Source organism: Enterobacter cloacae complex sp. I2, assembly GCF_014896205.1.
Lineage (GTDB): Bacteria > Pseudomonadota > Gammaproteobacteria > Enterobacterales > Enterobacteriaceae > Enterobacter > Enterobacter quasihormaechei.
In genome coordinates this window covers 41,018-59,121 of sequence record NZ_JADBRA010000015.1, presented here as the reverse complement: position 1 = coordinate 59,121, position 18,104 = coordinate 41,018, and the positions used below count along the sequence as shown (strand labels likewise).

Genomic DNA, 18,104 nt, shown 5'->3' with positions numbered 1-18,104 from the left:
GCCACCCGGCAAAAACGCTACAGCGTATTCATCCGCGCCGGACACCGGTCCAGCAGTTCCACGCTGCCGTCTTCGTTCTGCTGCTCCAGCAACACGTCAAATCCCCACAGGCGATGCACGTGCTTCAGCACTTCCTTACGCCCTTTATCCAGCGGCGCGCGGTTGTGCGGGATATAGCGCAGCGTCAGAGAGCGGTCGCCGCGCAGATCCACGTTCCACACCTGAATGTTCGGTTCAAGGTTGCTCAGATTGTACTGGGACGACAGACGCGAGCGGATCTCCCGATAGCCTTCCTCGTTATGGATTGCCGAGATCTCCAGGTAGTTGTTGCGGTCATCATCCAGTACCGTGAAGAAGCGGAAATCACGCATGATCTTCGGCGACATGAACTGGCTGATAAAGCTCTCATCCTTAAAATCACGCATCGCGAAGTGCAGCGTTTCCAGCCAGTCGGAGCCCGCAATATCCGGGAACCAGTATTTGTCCTCTTCGGTGGGCGACTGGCAGATACGCTTGATATCCTGGAACATGGCAAAGCCGAGCGCGTACGGGTTAATGCCGCTGTACCACGGGCTGTTGTACGCCGGCTGGAACACCACGTTGGTGTGGCTGTGCAGGAACTCCATCATAAACCGTTCAGAGACTTTTCCCTCGTCATAGAGGTGGTTCAGAATGGTGTAGTGCCAGAAGGTCGCCCAGCCTTCGTTCATGACCTGGGTCTGCTTCTGCGGATAGAAATACTGGCTCACCTTGCGCACAATGCGCAGGATCTCACGCTGCCACGGCTCCAGCAGCGGGGCGTTTTTCTCCATAAAGTAGAGCAGGTTTTCCTGCGGCTCGGAAGGATAGCGACGCGCTTCGGCGACGGTTTTCTCCTCCTCACGTTTCGGCAGGGTACGCCACAGCATATTCACCTGGCTTTGCAGATACTCCTCGCGGCTCTTCTGCCGGGCTTTCTCTTCCTGCATGGAGATTTTCTGCGGGCGCTTATAGCGGTCAACGCCGTAATTCATCAGCGCGTGGCAGGAGTCCAGTAGCTTCTCCACTTCGTCCACGCCGTAGCGCTCTTCGCAGTCGGTAATGTAGTTACGGGCGAAGATGAGGTAATCAACGATGGAGCTGGCGTCCGTCCAGCTGCGGAACAGATAGTTATTTTTGAAGAACGAGTTATGACCGTAGCAGGCGTGCGCCATCACCAGCGCCTGCATGGTAATGGTGTTCTCCTCCATCAGATAGGCGATACACGGGTTAGAGTTAATGACGATTTCATACGCCAGCCCCTGCTGCCCGTGCTTATACAGCCGCTCTGTCTCAATGAACTTTTTGCCAAACGACCAGTGCGGATAGTTTATCGGCATCCCGACGCTGGAGTAAGCGTCCATCATTTGTTCAGAGGTGATGACTTCAATCTGATGGGGGTAGGTATCCAGACGATAGAGTTTGGCAACCCGGTCGATCTCCGCCAGGTAGACATCCAGCAACTCGAAGGTCCAGTCGGGTCCATCGCTCAGACGGGTGCTGTCCCTGGACATGGAATCTATTGTAGCCATTAGCGCGCCCTCGTTGTCGGTCGCTCTCTCTGACTGGAGAGCCTCCTTTCAAGCATAGATCACCCCATTCAAATACGCGGGGTGCAGAAATTTTTTCTTTGCGATTTCCCGTTTTCGATACGGCAAAAAAAGCGGCGTCCACAGAATTTTATACTGGTTAAAAATAACGCGTAGCAGGAGATCCCAAATAAGCGTTACCCCCTGATACAGCGGGATATGTGAGTTAAGTCACCATAAAAAAGTCATATGTTGAATAATATTTTCAACTAGGTTATCAATCTGTAATTAGATGATTGTTCTTTTGCTCATAATGGAGTGGCTATGCGTGTTGTCATACTGGGAAGTGGTGTCGTTGGCGTAACCAGCGCCTGGTATTTAAGTCAGGCAGGACATGAGGTTACCGTTATCGATCGCGAATCCGGTCCGGCTCTGGAAACCAGTGCGGCGAATGCGGGGCAAATTTCCCCGGGCTATGCTGCCCCGTGGGCGGCCCCCGGCGTGCCGCTGAAGGCGATTAAATGGATGTTCCAGCGACACGCGCCGCTGGCGATCAGCCTGGACGGTTCGCCCTTCCAGCTGAAGTGGATGTGGCAGATGCTGCGCAACTGTGACACCCGCCACTACATGGAAAACAAAGGGCGCATGGTTCGCCTGGCGGAATACAGCCGCGACTGCCTGAAGGCGCTGCGCGCCTCGACGGGCATTGAATATGAAGGGCGCCAGGGCGGTACGCTTCAGCTCTTCCGCACCGAGCAACAGTATGAAAACGCTACCCGCGATATCGCCGTGCTGGAAGATGCGGGCGTACCGTATCAGCTGCTGGAAGCCAGCCAGCTGGCGCAGGTGGAGCCGGCGCTTGCCGAGGTAGCGCACAAGCTCACGGGCGGCCTGCGTTTACCGAACGATGAAACCGGCGACTGCCAGCTGTTCACTCAACGTCTGGCGCGCATGTGCGAGCAAGCGGGAGTGACGTTCCGCTTCAACACCTCTGTCGACAAGCTGCTGTCAGAAGGGGAGAAGATTTACGGCGTGAAGTGTGGGGAAGAGGTGATCAAAGCCGATGCCTACGTGATGGCGTTTGGCTCCTACTCTACCGCGATGCTGAAAGGCATTCTGGATATCCCGGTTTATCCGCTGAAAGGCTACTCTTTGACCATCCCGGTGAAAGAGGACAGCGGCGCGCCGGTCTCTACCATTCTTGATGAAACCTACAAAATCGCCATCACCCGCTTCGATAACCGGATCCGCGTCGGCGGCATGGCGGAGATCGTGGGCTTCAATACCGAATTGCTCAAACCGCGTCGTGAAACGCTGGAGATGGTCGTCGGGGATCTCTTCCCGCGCGGCGGCTTTATTGAGCAGGCGACGTTCTGGACGGGCCTGCGCCCGATGACCCCAGACGGCACGCCGATTGTTGGCCGTACGCCGTACAAAAATCTGTGGACTAACACCGGACACGGTACGCTTGGCTGGACCATGGCCTGCGGTTCGGGCCAGCTGCTGAGCGACCTGATCTCCGGTCGCACCCCGGCTATACCGTTTGACGATTTGAGCGCCGCACGCTATCAATCAGGGTTTACCCCCTCGAGCCCCCAGCACCTGCACGGCGCGCATAATTAAGGAGTTGTCATGTCCCGTCCAATTCTGGCCCAGCTGGATTTGCAGGCGCTGAAGGATAACCTGCAAATTGTTCGCCGTGCTGCGCCGGGTTCTCGTGTCTGGTCGGTGGTGAAGGCTAACGCCTACGGTCATGGTATCGATCGTATCTGGAGTGCGCTCGGTGCCACCGACGGTTTTGCTTTGCTCAACCTGGAAGAGGCCATCCTGCTGCGCGAGCGCGGCTGGAAAGGGCCGATTCTGCTGCTGGAAGGGTTCTTCCATGCGGAAGATCTGCCGCTGCTGGACAAGTACCGACTGACGACCAGCGTGCACAGTAACTGGCAGATCAAGGCCATTCAGGACGCGAAGCTGCACGCCCCGCTGGATATCTATCTCAAAGTGAACAGCGGCATGAACCGTCTGGGCTTCCAGCCCGAGCGGGTTCACACCGTCTGGCAGCAGCTGCGCGCGCTGAAAAACGTCGGTGAGATGACGCTGATGGCGCACTTCGCCGATGCGGAAAAGCCGGACGGCATTGCCGATGCCATGGTACGCATTGAACAGGCGGCAGAAGGGCTGGACTGCCCGCGTTCGCTGTCGAACTCAGCGGCTACGCTCTGGCATCCTGAGGCGCACTACAGCTGGGTGCGTCCGGGGATCGTTCTGTACGGCGCGTCCCCTTCCGGCCAGTGGCAGGATATCGCCAACAGCGGCCTGAAGCCGGTGATGACCCTGCGCAGTGAAATCATTGGCGTGCAGACGCTGAAAGCGGGCGATACGGTGGGCTATGGCAGCCGCTTCCGGGCGTCGGGCGAACAGCGTATTGGTATTGTGGCGGGTGGCTATGCGGACGGTTATCCGCGCATCGCCCCGAGCGGCACGCCGGTATGGGTCGATGGCGTACGCACGGGAACGGTAGGTACCGTTTCAATGGATATGCTGGCCATTGATTTGACGCCGTGTCCCCAGGCGGGTATCGGCTCGCCGGTTGAGCTGTGGGGCAACGAGGTCAAAATCGACGACGTGGCCGCTGCGGCGGGCACCGTTGGGTATGAACTGATGTGCGCGCTGGCGCCAAGAGTGCCTGTTGTGACGGTGTAACGTGTTCGTGTGCCGGGTGGCGCTAACGCTTACCCGGCACACGTTCTCGGGTTTTGTAGGCCGGGTAAGGCGAAGCCGCCACCCGGCAAAAAACAGCTACTCCGCATCCTCCTCCATCGGCCTTACGCCGACTTTGCGCACCGCATTATCTTCTTTTTCCGCCACCGTCCAGATCATCCCGGCAAACTCCACCTGGTCACCCACAACCGGCGCAGCGCCTAATAGTCGCTGAATAATCTCGCCCAGCGTTTGCTGGTTATCGCGATTCTCAAGGCCATCTTCCAGGCCGTAAATCAGCGCCACGTCCGCAAAGCGGGCGCTGGCTTCCAGAATAAAATCGCCAAAGAAACGCTGATCCAGCGCCACCGGCGGCGACTGGCTGAACAGCTTGCCGAGGGCAGGCAGGTCGCGCTCGCGGCCAATCACGCAGAGGATATCGTTCTCACGCAGCCGTGTGCTGCCGGTCGGGTGGAGCAGGGCGTTATCCCGGAACAGGGCAGCAATGCGCGTTTCAGCCGGCATGTGCAGATCGCGCAGGGAAGCGCCCACGCACCACTTATCGGCGCTCAGCTGATAGACAAACTGTTCCCACGGATTCTCAGGGTGAAGATCCAGCCCCACGCGGGAGACCGGCCAGCCGACGGGCGGCACCACCACTTTGGCCTTTTTCGCCGCCCAGCCCAGGGACGTCCCCTGGAACAGCAGAGACACCAGCACCACGAAGAAGGCGACGTTAAAGAACAGGCGGGCGTTGTCCAGCCCGGCCATCATCGGGAATACCGCCAGAATAATCGGCACCGCGCCGCGCAACCCCACCCAGCTGATAAACACCCGCTCGCGCAGGTTAAACCCGCGGAACGGCAGCAGGCCGGCAAACACCGACAGCGGACGGGCGATGAAAATCATCCAGGCCGATAAAAGCAGCGCCGGTACGACGATGGGCAGCAGGTCGGAAGGCGTCACCAGCAGGCCCAGCACCAGGAACATCGCGATTTGCGCCAGCCAGGCCAGCCCGTCGAAGTTTTGCAGAATCGCATAACGGTTACGAATCGGTCGGTTGCCCAGCAGGAACCCGCAGAGGTAAACCGCCAGAATACCGCTGCCGTCCAGCGCGGTGGTGACGGCAAAAATCAGAATACCGCCGCTCAGGGCCAACAGCGGGTAAAGGCCGGAGGGGAGCGTAATACGGTTGATCGTATGCTGTAACAGATAACCGCCGCCAAGGCCAATGATAATGCCGAGGCCAAACTGCTGGAGGATGTGCCAGGCAAACATCCAGCTCAGGCCGGTTTCGTGCTGCTGGATCATCTCAATCAGGGTGATGGTCAGAAACACCGCCATCGGATCGTTACTGCCGGATTCAATCTCAAGCGTTGAGCCAACGCGTTCGTTCAGCCCTTTGCCGCCGAGCAGGGAGAAAACCGCTGCCGCATCGGTCGAGCCGACGATCGCCCCAATCAGCAGGCCTTCCATCATATCGAGGTTAAACAGCCAGGCCGCCATCATGCCGGTCAGCCCCGAGGTGATCAGCACCCCGACGGTCGCCAGAGACAGCGCCGGGCCTAAGGCCACGCGAAACGAACTTGCCTGGGTGCGCATGCCGCCGTCCAGCAGGATCACCGCCAGCGCGAGGTTACTCACCATATAGGCGAAAGGGTAATTATCGAAGGGGATACCGCCGATCCCGTCGACTCCCGCCAGCATGCCGATAGCCAGGAAAATGACAAGAATAGGTATGCCAAGGCGCGATGAAAATGAACTTAATAAAATGCTGAAGGTTACCAGGATGGAACCGAGAATGAAAAGGCTGATTATCGCTGTGGCACCCAATGTCGTCTTACTCCCACCTCAATGTGAACGCTGTTATTAAAACCCTAACATATTAACAACGGTAACAGCGTTTTATTGAGGGGGAATAACGGCTTTTTTATGCCTTTAAGACCGGATGACCGCTGATTGTTAACCGACTGCCTGAATGATCGTGCGTCAGGCGCGCCCGGGCGCCCAGCGGCAGCGTGACGGTTTGCTGCTCATGGCCGAAGTCCAGCCCGGCAATCACCGGAACGTCCAGCCGGGAACGAATGAAATCAATCATCGTCTCGAGGGAGTAGCCCGCATCGTAATCGTTGGGGGCCGATCCGCTAAAACTACCCAGCACAATGGCCGACTGCCGATCCAGGATCCCGGCGTGATACAGCTGCAACAGCATGCGTTCGACGCGGAACGGGTGTTCGTTGATATCTTCCAGCACCAGTATTCCGTCCTCAATCTGCGGCAGCCACGGTGTGCCAATTAGCGACACCAGCATCGCGAGGTTTCCGCCCCACAGCTGTCCTTCACATTCCCAGTGCGGTCCGTTGCCTTGCCACTCAACGGTGAAGGTCGGGTTTTGCAGGGCACGCCAGAAATGTTCCTCGGTAAAAGCATCCAGCTCCGGCGCGCCAAAGTTACCGGCCAGCATCGGGCCGCTAAAGGTAATGACGTTATGCAGTGCCAGCAGGCCGAGCTGGATCGCCGTGAAATCGCTGTGGCCGCAGATCAGCAGCGGATCCTGCTGCTGGCGTGCTCCCAGCCCGGCCCAGTCGATACTCTCCAGCAGCCGGCTCGCACCATATCCGCCGCGCACGGCCAGCACAACGTTGTTTTCGCCTTCCAGCGTCGCCAGGCTGTTGATATCGCTCAGTCTCTGCGCATCCGTACCGGCAAAACGCTGCATGCGGCGGGGGATAATTGTCTGATTTTCTACCTGATGGCCCCTTTCCAGCAGGCGCTGAACGCCCCGCTGTGCCGCTTCCTGGTTGATGCAGTAGCCCGACGGTGCGATGAGATGAAACTGAGGCATGGCAATTCCTTGCTGAATGAGAAACTAATTGTCTATATCATGCCGCTTAAACGCCGCCTGCTTCAAGAGGCGACGTACCGCGATGACCGGCTATAAGGATAGATGACGTGAAATTGAGATGGTTTGCTTTTTTGATTGTGTTGCTCGCTGGCTGTAGTTCAAAACATGATTATCAAAATCCCCCCTGGAACCCTGACGTGCCGGTGAAGCGGGCCATGCAGTGGATGCCGATCAGCGAACAAGCCGGGAAGGCCTGGGGCGTGAGCCCGCGTCTGATCACGGCAATTATTGCGGTGGAATCCGGCGGCAACCCAACGCTGGTGAGTAAATCGAATGCGGTGGGGCTGATGCAGCTAAAAGCCTCGACGGCGGGAAGGGAGGTCTATCGCTATATGGGCTGGAAGGGACAACCCTCCACCAGCGAGCTGAAAAACCCGGAACGTAATATTTCTATGGGAACCGCCTACCTGAGCATTCTGGAGCACGGCATTCTGAAGGGAATTGAAGACCCGGAAGTGATGCAATACGCGCTGGTGGTGTCGTACGTTAACGGGGCCGGCGCGCTGCTGAGAACCTTCTCCTCCGATCGCAAAGAAGCGATAGAAGAGATTAACGATATGGATAAAGATGAATTCTTCGAACACGTTGTGAAGAACCATCCGTCAGCACAGGCGCCGCGCTATATCTGGAAAGTACAGAAAGCGATGGACGCTATGTAATCCCTTTGTCGGGCGGCTGCACGCTGCCCGACGCCTTTCAGAGCACTTTATTCGCGCGTTCACGCGCTTCACGCTCCAGTGAAAAGATGATGCGCTGGAGTTCGCGCTCGGCGCCTGGCCCGACATTCAGGAAACGAAAGCTCAGGCGTGGCGTCGTAATGGTCTCGTTTTTGCCGTCCACCACCTTGCGCTCGCTGATGGCAATCAGCTGAGCATCAAACCAGAAGCGTCCCCATCCGCCCATATCCAGCTCGATCTGGCTAAAACGCATACCTTCCACCAGCCCTTCCGGCTTCGGCGTATCCATCAACGCGCCCATGCCGCCCAGCGATAAATCGAACAGGCGAAAGCGGATCTCTTTTTTGTCCGGCATTTTTGCCTTACAGAAGTAGGCCGGGTGAAGCGGGGCGCTGATGCGAAAAAACTCACGGCGCTGCACGAACCAGAGATTTTCAGGCAACGGCGCGATAAACGCTGGCAAACCCTGGTAGGCGATCGCGGTGAGGCGAGGCAGCACAAACTCAACTTTTGCTCCGTGCGTTTCGGCCATTACCGAAAGATTTTCTGCCTGTAGCGCGGCACGGTTTTCATCGCTCTGGCTACCCAGATCCACAATCAGGTGCTCTGCCGTCACGTCCAGGATCTTGCTGATAAACTGACGGGTTGTCCAGTTGATGCGCAGCGGCACCTCACCTTTTTTCAGGTCGCGTAACACCCCTAATACAGCCAGCGGATTTTGTTTCAGGAACTGCTCACTGTAGCTACTCACGCCAGATGGCTCCTCGATAGATGACAGACTGTCTCTGGGTTATCGGCACGCTCGCATGAAACTTAAGACAAACGATCTGTTTTCTCCGCGCATATTGCTTTGCTAATAGAAATGATAATAATTGGCGTTCCCAATATCATCTAATAACAAGACGACACTATGCGTACTTCACGTTTGGCGTTATGCGCGTTGGCAAGCGCCGTTACGCTGGCATTGCAGACACAGGCTTTCGCAGAAGGATCCACCATCGTGGTGACAGGAACAGAGCAGGGCGATGCGCTTCCCGGCTGGACCAACAGCGCCACGAAATCAGCCGTTGCGGAAAGTAAAACGCCGCAGGTGATCAACACCATCGCCGCTAAAGAAATCGAGCAGCGGCATGCCGGCTCGGTAAACGAGATCCTGCGCTATGCGCCGGGTGTTTCCACGGAGGTGCGCGGCAGCACTTCTTATATGAGCGAATATAAAATTCGCGGGTTCAACGTTGAGCAGGAGTTCTACAACGGCCTGCAACTTCCCTATAACGTCACGGGTAACACCAAAGCGCGAATCGATCCGCTGTTGATTGAGAGCGTCGATATCCTGAAAGGGCCATCATCCGTGCTTTATGGCGGCGGCTCCCCGGGCGGGCTGGTCAATATCCAGAGTAAAAAGCCGCAGAAAGCGGCGAAAACGGAGCTGGGCTTTAATACCGGCAACCGCAATCTGAAAGAGGGGTATCTGGACTCCACGGGGCAGATCGCGACCAGCGACTGGCACTATCGCCTGCTGGGCAAAGCGACGGAAAGTGACGAACAGGCGCATACCACGCGCTATGAAAACTATCTGGTTGCCCCCTCCGTAACCTGGCAGCCGGACAGCAAAACGCGCCTGACCATTGACGCGCTGGCGCAAAATACGCCGAGCCTGACGCCGTCTGACCCGATGCCGCTGAGCTATCTGCGTTCGAAATACGCCGATCGTCGTGATTACGCCGGCGATGAGTGGAGCGGCTTTAAGCAACGCCAGTGGATGCTGGGCTACAGCTTTGAGCATGAGTTTGACAGCGGCTGGGGCTTTAACCAGAAAGCGCGCTATTTTGATGTGGACACCCACCAGCGCAGCGTCTATTCCACCGGGACGGGCAGTGAGGTCTACCAGCTCAACCGCTTCGCCTACACCACGGATGAAGATTTGCAGAGCTTCAACATTGATAACCAGGTCACCCGCACCGTTGCGCTGGGAGACTGGAAGCATCATCTGCTGGCGGGCTTTGACTATCAGAAGCTGAACTCTCACTTCCACTATCGTTACGCCTCGTCCACGCCGGGTATTGATATGCGCAATCCGGATCGCGGGCAGATCGAAAGCAATGCGCTGGGGCTTTCTACCGCGCAGAAAAACCGGTTGAGCTATCAGCAGAACGGCTATTACGTGCAGGATCAGGTGGAGTTCGGCGGGCTGAACCTGCTGGCCAGCCTGCGCTATGATGACTACCGTTCGGTCACCACCAACTATCTGCAAAACGGTGACAAAGCCTGGGTATCGCAGGATCGCCTCACCAAACGACTGGGCGCGCTTTATGCCTTCGATAACGGGCTCTCGCCGTTTATCAGCTACTCGGAAGGGTTCGCCCCGGTATCGCCGCAGGGTACGCTGACCGCAAAAGACGTTAAGCCCACCACCAGCAAGCAGGTGGAGGGTGGGGTGAAATACCTGCTGGCGGAATACGCAACCACCTTCACCGCCTCGGTGTTTAACATTCGTCAGAAAAATGTGGTGACCAGCGATCCGGGCTTCCTCAACTACCGCCAGACCGGGGAAGTGGAATCTAAGGGCGCGGAGATTTCAGCCATCAGTCGTCCAACGGAGAACCTGACGCTGATTGCCAACTACGCCTACACCCACGCCATTAACACCGAAGATGACAAATATCAGGGCAAACGGCCAACGCAGGTCCCCGAGAACGCCTTTAACCTTTGGGGGGATTACACCTTTGACAGCACGCCGCTGAGAGGGGTAACGCTGGGGGGTGGCGCGCGCTACACCGGGCCGATGGAAATCTCGCCGGGCAACGACGCAGGCAAGCTGGGCGGGACTACGCAGTACGATCTGGCGGCTTCTTACCGCATGGGCGAACTGGCGCCAGCGCTGGAGGGACTCACGCTGAAGGCGAGCGCGCAGAACGTCACAAACAAAGAAACGCTCACCTGCTATGACGCGACCAATTGCTGGATAGGCCGCGACCGGACCTTCCAGGTTGGGGCAAGCTACAGCTTCTGAAAAAAGCCCGGTAACGCTACCGGGCCACTTTATTGCACGGACCTTCCCCTCGCCCCTTTGGGGAGAGGGTTAGGGTGAGGGGCGCTACTGCGCCGCCTGTTTTGCAGGCGCGACATCATCGTTCGCCGCAGGCTGATTCTCCGGTACGCTGTCGCACGGCTTCTCTTTCGGGCAGACCATGTCCAGCATCCTGAGCGTCACGCCGTTACTCCAGCCGAAACCGTCCTGCAACGGATACTCGCCGCCGCCACCGCCGGTACCGGTCGAAGAGACGTCATACTTCTCAACCAGCTTCTTCTCGCGATCGTAGGTATGCTGAACGTTTTTCAGGAAACGCCAGGTTACGTCCATCGCCACTTTTTGCTGACCGTAGTTTTGTAACCCTTCCACCGCTACCCACTGCAACGGCGCCCAGCCGTTCGGCGCATCCCACTGCTGCCCGCTGTTGATGGTGGTGGTAGAGATACCGCCCGGTTTCAACAGGCGCGACGACGCGGCTGCGGCCACCTTATCGGCGCGCTCCTGTGACGCGGCCTTCACGTAAAGCGGGAAGAGGGCCGCAGCCGTAAGCTGATTACGGACTTTCTTCGTTTTCAGATCGTAATCCGCGTACCAGCCCTCTTTATCGTTCCACAGGTGGCTTTCCATGGCTTTCTGGCGCGCGGAGGCCAGCGCGTCGTATTTGCTTGCGCTGGCGCTATCGCCGTCTTCCTGGCTGGCGCGGGCCAGCAGTTTCTCCATCTTAAACATCAGCGCATTCAGATCCACCGGCACGATGCTGGTGGTGCGGATGGTATCCAGCTTCTGCGGGTCGTCCATCCAGCGGGAGCTGAAATCCCAGCCCGAGGCGGCGGCAGAGCGCAGATCGCGGTAAATCTCCGTGGCCGGACGGTTAGGGTTGTTTTTGGCAGTCGTCACGTCATCCAGCCAGGATTCAGGTCGCGGCGTGTCCCGATCGTCCCAGTAGCGGTTGAGAAGGGCGCCGTCATCCAGCTTCACCACGCGTTTGTTCGCCTGGCCGGGCTGAAGTCCCTCTGCCCCCTCCATCCAGTAGGCATACTCTTTCTCCATCTGCGGACGGTATTTCTTTAACGCGTCGCTGTCATGCGTGGCGAGCAGTTCCACCATCAGCGAGAAGAACGGCGGCTGAGAGCGGCTCAGGTAGTAGCTGCGGTTGCCGTTAGGGATATGGCCCCAGGTATCAAGCTCGTAAGCGAAGTTGTCCACCATGTCGCTGATTTTGTCCCAGTGCCCGCTCTCGGCCAGCCCCAGCATGGTGAAATAGCTGTCCCAGTAATAGACTTCGCGGAAGCGTCCTCCCGGCACGACATAGGGTTTTGGCAGGGGCAGGAGGGAGTCCCATTTGTTCGCTTTGTCTGTGGTGCGGGTCAGTACAGGCCACAGACCGTCGATGTGTTCGCGCAGGCTTTGACCTTCCGGAGGAACGTATTTCTCACCCTCCTTCGGCAGGATAAAGTTCATCTCCACGAAGTGGCGCAGGTCAAAACCGGACTGGGTATGCTGCATCCGGTAATCCGCCAGGATCATCAGCGGGTCGCTTTTGGGAACGGCATCCGCGAAGGTTTTCTGATCCGGGAACAGTTTGGCGCTCTGTACGTCATTAAAGAGAGGGCCAAGGAGAATATCCGGTGAGCGTTGCTGGGTCGTTGGCTGGTCTTCAGCATAACCAAATGCGGTAACACCGAGTAGTGCGCCTGCCAGCGCAAGGGGCAAAAAAGCGGGGCGTCGTGCGCGAGGTCTTATCATCGGTTCGTCTCCTGTCTTCACTGAGCAGCGTGACCGCTGTTGTCAATTACCTGAAAACCTTAGACGAATATCGTTAACTTAGCGTGTTGAATATCCCATTTTTCGCATAACCAGACAATTCGGGCGCGCTTTCACCGCACCGGGATCAGATCGATTCCTGAGGCTTTGAGCATTAACGAAATGAAACGGTGACTGACAAGCCGGGTAGGCTTCAGGCCACCCGGCTTAAGCCTTACAACCCTTTCTTATCCATCAGCACCGCCAGATCCACCAGACGGTTCGAGAAACCCCATTCGTTGTCGTACCACGACAGGATCTTCACCATATTCCCGCCAATCACCAGCGTTGATAGCCCGTCGATAATGGATGAGCGCGGGTCGCCCTGATAATCACTGGAGACCAGCGGTTCATCGCTGTAGCCCAGAATGCCTTTCAGCGGCCCGCTGGCGGCAGCCTGACGAAAGGCGTCATTCACCTCTTCGGCGGTCACATTGCGGCTCAGCGTTACCGTCAGATCGACAATCGACACCACCGGAACCGGCACGCGCAGGGAATACCCGGTAAGCTTGCCGTCCAGCTCGGGGATCACTTTCCCGAGCGCTTTTGCCGCGCCGCTGGAGTAGGGCACAATCGATAATGCTGCCGCGCGCGCGCCGCGCAGATCTTTTTCCGGCTGGTCATGCAGCGCCTGGCTGTTGGTGTACGCATGGGTGGTGTTCATCAGCCCGTGCTCAATGCCGAACTGCTGGTGCAGCACCTGCGCCGCCGGTGCCAGCCCATTAGTGGTGCAGCTCCCGTTACTGACCACGAAATGCTGAGCCGGATCGTACAGCGTGTGGTTCACGCCCATCACCACCGTGAGATCGTCATTTTTAGCCGGCGCGGAAATAATGACGCGTTTTGCGCCGCCGCTCGTGATATGCACCGCCGCTTTTTCACGTTCGGTAAAGAACCCGGTCGCTTCTATTACCACCTCAACGCCAGCGTCTTTCCAGGGAATATTTGCCGGGTCGCGTTCACTGAATACGGTGATGCGTTGCCCGTCAACCTGTAGCGCGCCGTCCGCCGCTTCAACAGGCACCGGCAGCGTGCCGAGCAGAGAGTCATATTTCAGCAGATGGGCGAGGGTTTTGCTGTCCGTCAGATCGTTTATGGCCACAATCTGGAGATCCGGGTTGCCCAGCGCCGCGCGCAGAACATTACGTCCGATACGGCCGAAACCGTTAATACCGACCTTAACCATGATGCACTCCTTATCTGTGTTGTCTGAAGTGACTGTAGGCCTCAGGTCGGATGGCGTAAATGACAAAAAAGGATCAGATTACGCCATTTTGCGGCAGTGGAAGCGTTGGCGGTATTCGCCCGGCGTGAGATGAAGCTGCTTTTCAAACACCCGACGCAGGTTAATGCTGGAACCAAACCCGCTTTTTTCGGCAATGACCTCAAGCGGATGCTGGGTCTGCTCCAGAAGCTGGCGGGCGGCGGCCAGGCGCGCTTCAGTGACATAACGGGCCGGTGGTACACCGACGTCACGCGTGAACACGCGGGTAAAATTGCGCGGGCTCATCGCGACCCGTTCAGCCAGCTTTTCGACGCACAAATCTGCGGTAAGGTTTTGCAGGATCCAGCTTTGCAGCTCGCTTACGGGTCCGGTCGCGCTGGACTGCTCCAGATTATAGCGGCTGAACTGTAGCTGGCCGCCGGGCCGACGCAGGTACATCACCATATCCTGCGCTACGTTGCGGGCGAGGGTGAAGCCGTAATCGTCTTCCACCAGCGCCAGCGTCAAATCAAACCCGGAGCTGACGCCGCCGGACGTCCAGACGGGTCCATCCTGAACATAAAGCGGGCCACCCTCAACGTTGACCGCAGGATAGAGGGTTTTCAGCGTCTCCAGCAGCCGCCAGTGGGTCGTTGCCCGGCGCCTATCAAGCAGTCCGGCCTGTGCCAGCAGCAGCGCTCCGCCGCAAACAGAGGCAACGCGTCGCGCATGCGGCGCGGCAAGGTGCAGCCAGTCCACCACGGCGGTGCTCTCCTGCTCATTTATGCCGCGCCCGGTAATGATGATAGTGTCCAGCGGCTCGCGCGGATCCAGCTCCGGCAGGCGATAGTCCGCCAGCAGGTTTAAACCGGACTGGCCGTGGATCACCAGATGAGGCTGGGTGGTGGCAATAATGATGCGGTAACGAGGCTGCGCAAGGCCGTCCGGGTGCAGCCGGTTGGCCTGCATCAGAATGTCGGCGATACCGGCGGCTTCAAACAGCATGCCGCCGTCAGGAACGATAATCAGGATCTTCTTCATGTCCTGAAAAGTACCTTTATCACAAAATAAGTCAAGCGGCGGGATGAATGGCCAGGAGGATGTTGGCAGGAAGTAAAAAAAATATGTAGCAATGGTAAAACTTTTAGCGACAGGTATACCGTCAATACCCCTGATTGTGGGGTTAAATGCTTCCTGTTGAACATTAAAAGAACAAAAAGATGTAGCCGGACTTAATTATTAAGGCACAAAAAATAACTTCGAAGGCTAAATTCTCAAAAGTTATTTCGGCACGCGAAATTAATATACTGGCGTTATTTCCCTCTGCCTTGGTTAATGCGGGCACTCGTTAAGAATAAAACTTATCTTTGAAATGCAACAATGTAAATATCCTAAATATATCCCACAGCGCACAGAAAAAATGAAATTCTACTAATTATGGTAGTGGCGATAATAGGTGGCTTACGTTAATGATAGTGGTTCTCTTTTGGGTATTTAATTATTAATTTTCAACAAGATATACGCATTCCCTGCCTAAGAAAAAGCAGATTTAAGCTAAGTGCGCATTTTTAATGAGATTAATCCTATAATGCATTGGGCGGATCGTTATACGCCATTAAGCAGACGGGAAATATTGAATTGATGGCAAGCTCATGTAAACTTGTCTACCGTTTGTCAAAATATGTCAGGAACATGCTGGGCCTATTTCTGTAGGGCTCGTGCGGTAGCTATGCCCTAAAATAGTTACATGCTGAAAATATCCTGACTATTTTAACAATAGCACCTAAGTCAAATTTTATCCCCTCTCTTCATCCTCTAAATATCGCTACGGAAAAGCATATGAAACTGCGCGTATTGTTATCACTTCTGTTTGTTATGGCGGTGGCGGGCTGTAAGGCGCCGCAGAAACCAGCGATCACCGATGATACGATCGTGACGAGCCAGGTTAATGGCGTCACGCTGACGCACCGTCACGCTGTTACCCCGCCGGCGGAGTTCACTCAGGTGAATGAACCGTATCGTGCCATGTACCCGGCATCCCTGATGAGCCGCCCTGACTACGGCGGAAAGGTGATCCGCACGCTTGAGACCGGCAAAACTTACGTTGTGCTGGGGCAGGTTGAACATTTCTGGATGGCGCTGGCCGATGAAGGGAGTGAACAGCTGATTGGTTACGTGCCGATGCGTGCCGTGATCAAGGCTGACCAGTACGAAGCCACCGTGCGTAAACAGGCGCAGCGCCCTAAAGCGCGCAAGAAAACCACCTGCGTCGATGTCGATGGCAACAGCAAAGCCTGCAAAGACAGCGCGAACGGTACCTGGATCCTGAACTAAACGGGTTTCACGAGCATATTTTTATGAATAATAAAAATTTTCATCGGATGTGGTTCCCATTTTTTGCGTTGATTTTCGCGCTGATCGGTGGTTGTACGTCGTCTTCACACAGCGACCCCTCCCGCTACAATCTACAGTTTCAGGCTCATCCTCAAATCAATGATTCTGCGCCGCTTAAGGTCAGAGTGATGCTGCTGAAATCCGATGCGGATTTCATGTCCAGCGACTTCTACTCCTTACAGAACAACGCGTCAGCCACGCTTGGCGCGAATCTGCTGAACAGCGATGTGTTCTTCCTGATGCCGGGCCAGCTTTCGAAAACCCTGAGCGGCCAAAGCTCGCCGGACGCGCGCTATATCGGCGTGATGGCGGAATACCAGGCGCTGGACGGCAAAAAATGGCGTGTCTCACTCCCTTTGCCTGTTCCCGGCGAAAACGCGATTTACCAGTTCTGGAAATGGTCCGCAGATGAACTCCAGGCCAGCGTCTTCCTTGACGTAAACGGTATCCGGGTCATCAGCCAGTAACGCCCTTCATAACAGGAAAGAGATCATCATGACGAAAGCAGAAAAGGTCGTCTGGACAGAGGGCATGTTCCTGCGTCCCCACCATTTTCAGCGGACAGAACGTTACCTCCTCAACCACGTTCGTGAATGGGGAGCATTGCAGCGATCGTACCTCTGGGGCTTTCTCGACCTTGAGCTGGACGAAGCGATGCTTCGCCAGGGCTGCATTGCCTTGAGCTACTGTAGCGGTTTGCTGCCTGACGGCACGTTTTTCCAGGTTCGCAGCGATCGCAACGGTCCGGCCCCGCTAAAAATCCCCGATAACCTCACCAATGAAAAAGTGGTGCTTGCGCTGCCGGTTCGTCGCGGTGGCCGTGAAGAGGTGATTTTCAGCGAAGAGCACGCTTCTCTGGCGCGTTTTATTACCTTTGAGCAAGAGGTGGAAGACGATAACGCCATGTCGGTCGGGGAGGCCACGGTCCAGTTTGGCCGCCTGCGTCTGACCCTGATGCTGGAGAAAGATCTGACGGCAGAGTGGACCGCCATCGGCGTGGCGTTCGTCACCGAAAAGCGCAACGACAACCACGTGCGGCTGGATAACAGCTACATCCCGCCCATGCTGAACGCCAATAACAGCCCGCAACTATACGGCATGATCAACGATCTGCACGGCTTGCTGGTGCAGCGTAGCCAGCAGATTGGTGGCCGTCTGCGCCAGCCGGGGCGTTTCAATACGTCCGAGATGGTCGAGTTCACGCTTCTCTCGCTGATCAACCGCCACCTGGGCGACGTCTCGCATTTAAAAACGCTGCCGCTGCTTCACCCGGAAGCGCTCTGGCGCAGCTGGCTGCCGTTTGCCACGGAACTCGCCACCTGGACGCCGCAGCGTACCGCAGAGAGCATTCTGCCGGTATACGACCATGACGATCTCGCCGCTTGCTTCAGCAAACTGATGCTGATGCTGCGTCAGGGGCTGTCGCTGGTCATGGAAGATCATGCCATTCAGCTGCCGCTGCACGAACGCTCTCACGGACTGAACATCGCCACCGTGCCGGAGACCAGCATGGTTCGCGAGTTTGGCTTCGTGCTGGCGGTAAAAGCCAACGTCCCGGGCGAACACCTGCAAACCCATTTCCCTGCCCAGATGAAGGTTGCGCCTGTCTCAAAAATTCGCGATCTGGTTCAGCTTCAGCTGCCGGGCATCATGCTGCGGGCCATGCCCGTCGCACCGCCGCAGATACCGTGGCATGCGGGCTACAGCTATTTCGAGCTCGAGAGGGGCAGCGAGCTGTGGCACGAGATGGACAAGTCCGGGGCATTCGCGCTGCATCTCGCAGGGGAATTCCCGGGTCTCGATATGGAGTTCTGGGCCATCCGTAGCCCGACAGAATAAT

14 protein-coding genes are annotated in these 18,104 nt (G+C 56.7%); 7 read left to right on the top strand and 7 right to left on the bottom strand.

All coding sequences use genetic code 11. The annotated features are described in order from the left end of the window. Window positions 1-17: 17 nt before the first annotated feature. Window positions 18-1,550: a SpoVR family protein gene (locus IM300_RS14260; protein WP_193037051.1), complete on the bottom strand. Its 1,533-nt coding sequence runs from the start codon at window positions 1,548-1,550 to the stop codon at window positions 18-20. 321 nt (window positions 1,551-1,871) lie between these two features. On the opposite strand from IM300_RS14260, the gene IM300_RS14255 reads away from it, so the two are divergent. Together IM300_RS14255 and dadX are read left to right on the top strand one after the other, a co-directional pair. Further along, window positions 1,872-3,170 carry a D-amino acid dehydrogenase gene (locus tag IM300_RS14255; RefSeq protein ID WP_193037049.1) on the top strand — a complete coding sequence of 433 codons (1,299 nt, stop codon included), beginning with the start codon at window positions 1,872-1,874 and terminating at the stop codon, window positions 3,168-3,170. Between the two features lie 9 nt (window positions 3,171-3,179). Further along, window positions 3,180-4,250, top strand: a complete 1,071-nt coding sequence (dadX, locus tag IM300_RS14250) for a catabolic alanine racemase DadX (RefSeq protein ID WP_063449599.1) — start codon at window positions 3,180-3,182, stop codon at window positions 4,248-4,250. 96 nt (window positions 4,251-4,346) lie between these two features. Here dadX and IM300_RS14245 read toward each other — a convergent pair whose 3' ends face one another. Together IM300_RS14245 and ldcA are read right to left on the bottom strand one after the other, a co-directional pair. Beyond that, a complete protein-coding gene (locus IM300_RS14245) occupies window positions 4,347-6,080 on the bottom strand; it encodes a potassium/proton antiporter (protein WP_131636912.1) in 1,734 nt (577 codons plus the stop codon). Between the two features lie 97 nt (window positions 6,081-6,177). Continuing rightward, complete coding sequence (ldcA, locus tag IM300_RS14240; RefSeq protein WP_193037047.1) at window positions 6,178-7,092, bottom strand: muramoyltetrapeptide carboxypeptidase; 915 nt, start codon at window positions 7,090-7,092, stop codon at window positions 6,178-6,180. 107 nt (window positions 7,093-7,199) lie between these two features. Here ldcA and emtA point away from each other — a divergent pair, with 107 nt between their 5' ends. Beyond that, window positions 7,200-7,811, top strand: a complete 612-nt coding sequence (gene emtA, locus IM300_RS14235) for a membrane-bound lytic murein transglycosylase EmtA (protein ID WP_063449596.1) — start codon at window positions 7,200-7,202, stop codon at window positions 7,809-7,811. A 37-nt stretch (window positions 7,812-7,848) separates the two neighbouring features. Here the strand turns inward: emtA and IM300_RS14230 are convergent, their stop codons facing one another. After that, window positions 7,849-8,580: a flagellar brake protein gene (locus IM300_RS14230; RefSeq protein ID WP_063868503.1), complete on the bottom strand. Its 732-nt coding sequence runs from the start codon at window positions 8,578-8,580 to the stop codon at window positions 7,849-7,851. A gap of 159 nt (window positions 8,581-8,739) precedes the next feature. Between IM300_RS14230 and IM300_RS14225 the strand changes: the two genes are divergently transcribed. Further along, a complete protein-coding gene (locus tag IM300_RS14225; RefSeq protein WP_193037045.1) occupies window positions 8,740-10,842 on the top strand; it encodes a TonB-dependent siderophore receptor in 2,103 nt (700 codons plus the stop codon). A gap of 84 nt (window positions 10,843-10,926) precedes the next feature. Here the strand turns inward: IM300_RS14225 and IM300_RS14220 are convergent, their stop codons facing one another. The 3 genes from IM300_RS14220 to IM300_RS14210 form a co-directional block, all read right to left on the bottom strand. Next, on the bottom strand, window positions 10,927-12,609 hold the full coding sequence (locus tag IM300_RS14220) for an alpha,alpha-trehalase (RefSeq protein WP_193037043.1): 1,683 nt from the start codon (window positions 12,607-12,609) through the stop codon (window positions 10,927-10,929). A gap of 232 nt (window positions 12,610-12,841) precedes the next feature. Continuing rightward, on the bottom strand, window positions 12,842-13,852 hold the full coding sequence (gene gap / locus IM300_RS14215) for a type I glyceraldehyde-3-phosphate dehydrogenase (protein WP_131638183.1): 1,011 nt from the start codon (window positions 13,850-13,852) through the stop codon (window positions 12,842-12,844). 78 nt (window positions 13,853-13,930) lie between these two features. Continuing rightward, window positions 13,931-14,911 (bottom strand): GlxA family transcriptional regulator, encoded by a 981-nt coding sequence (locus IM300_RS14210; protein ID WP_193037041.1) that lies wholly within the window; start codon window positions 14,909-14,911, stop codon window positions 13,931-13,933. 798 nt (window positions 14,912-15,709) lie between these two features. Here IM300_RS14210 and IM300_RS14205 point away from each other — a divergent pair. The 3 genes from IM300_RS14205 to tssK are packed head-to-tail and all read left to right on the top strand — an operon-like array spanning window position 15,710 to window position 18,103. Then, window positions 15,710-16,204, top strand: a complete 495-nt coding sequence (locus IM300_RS14205) for a hypothetical protein (protein ID WP_107535535.1) — start codon at window positions 15,710-15,712, stop codon at window positions 16,202-16,204. 23 nt (window positions 16,205-16,227) lie between these two features. Further along, window positions 16,228-16,731 carry a type VI secretion system lipoprotein TssJ gene (gene tssJ / locus IM300_RS14200; RefSeq protein WP_063868509.1) on the top strand — a complete coding sequence of 168 codons (504 nt, stop codon included), beginning with the start codon at window positions 16,228-16,230 and terminating at the stop codon, window positions 16,729-16,731. A 28-nt stretch (window positions 16,732-16,759) separates the two neighbouring features. Next, a complete protein-coding gene (tssK, locus tag IM300_RS14195; protein ID WP_107535534.1) occupies window positions 16,760-18,103 on the top strand; it encodes a type VI secretion system baseplate subunit TssK in 1,344 nt (447 codons plus the stop codon). Window position 18,104 lies beyond the last annotated feature (1 nt).

Coding starts and splice junctions, on each gene's coding strand:
- IM300_RS14210 (WP_193037041.1), bottom strand. CDS start 14,911: ATGAAGAAGATCCTGATTATCGTTCCTGACGGCGGCATGCTGTTTGAA.
- IM300_RS14255 (WP_193037049.1), top strand. CDS start 1,872: ATGCGTGTTGTCATACTGGGAAGTGGTGTCGTTGGCGTAACCAGCGCC.
- IM300_RS14205 (WP_107535535.1), top strand. CDS start 15,710: ATGAAACTGCGCGTATTGTTATCACTTCTGTTTGTTATGGCGGTGGCG.
- IM300_RS14225 (WP_193037045.1), top strand. CDS start 8,740: ATGCGTACTTCACGTTTGGCGTTATGCGCGTTGGCAAGCGCCGTTACG.
- ldcA (WP_193037047.1), bottom strand. CDS start 7,092: ATGCCTCAGTTTCATCTCATCGCACCGTCGGGCTACTGCATCAACCAG.
- IM300_RS14220 (WP_193037043.1), bottom strand. CDS start 12,609: ATGATAAGACCTCGCGCACGACGCCCCGCTTTTTTGCCCCTTGCGCTG.
- tssK (WP_107535534.1), top strand. CDS start 16,760: ATGACGAAAGCAGAAAAGGTCGTCTGGACAGAGGGCATGTTCCTGCGT.
- IM300_RS14260 (WP_193037051.1), bottom strand. CDS start 1,550: ATGGCTACAATAGATTCCATGTCCAGGGACAGCACCCGTCTGAGCGAT.
- dadX (WP_063449599.1), top strand. CDS start 3,180: ATGTCCCGTCCAATTCTGGCCCAGCTGGATTTGCAGGCGCTGAAGGAT.
- tssJ (WP_063868509.1), top strand. CDS start 16,228: ATGAATAATAAAAATTTTCATCGGATGTGGTTCCCATTTTTTGCGTTG.
- gap (WP_131638183.1), bottom strand. CDS start 13,852: ATGGTTAAGGTCGGTATTAACGGTTTCGGCCGTATCGGACGTAATGTT.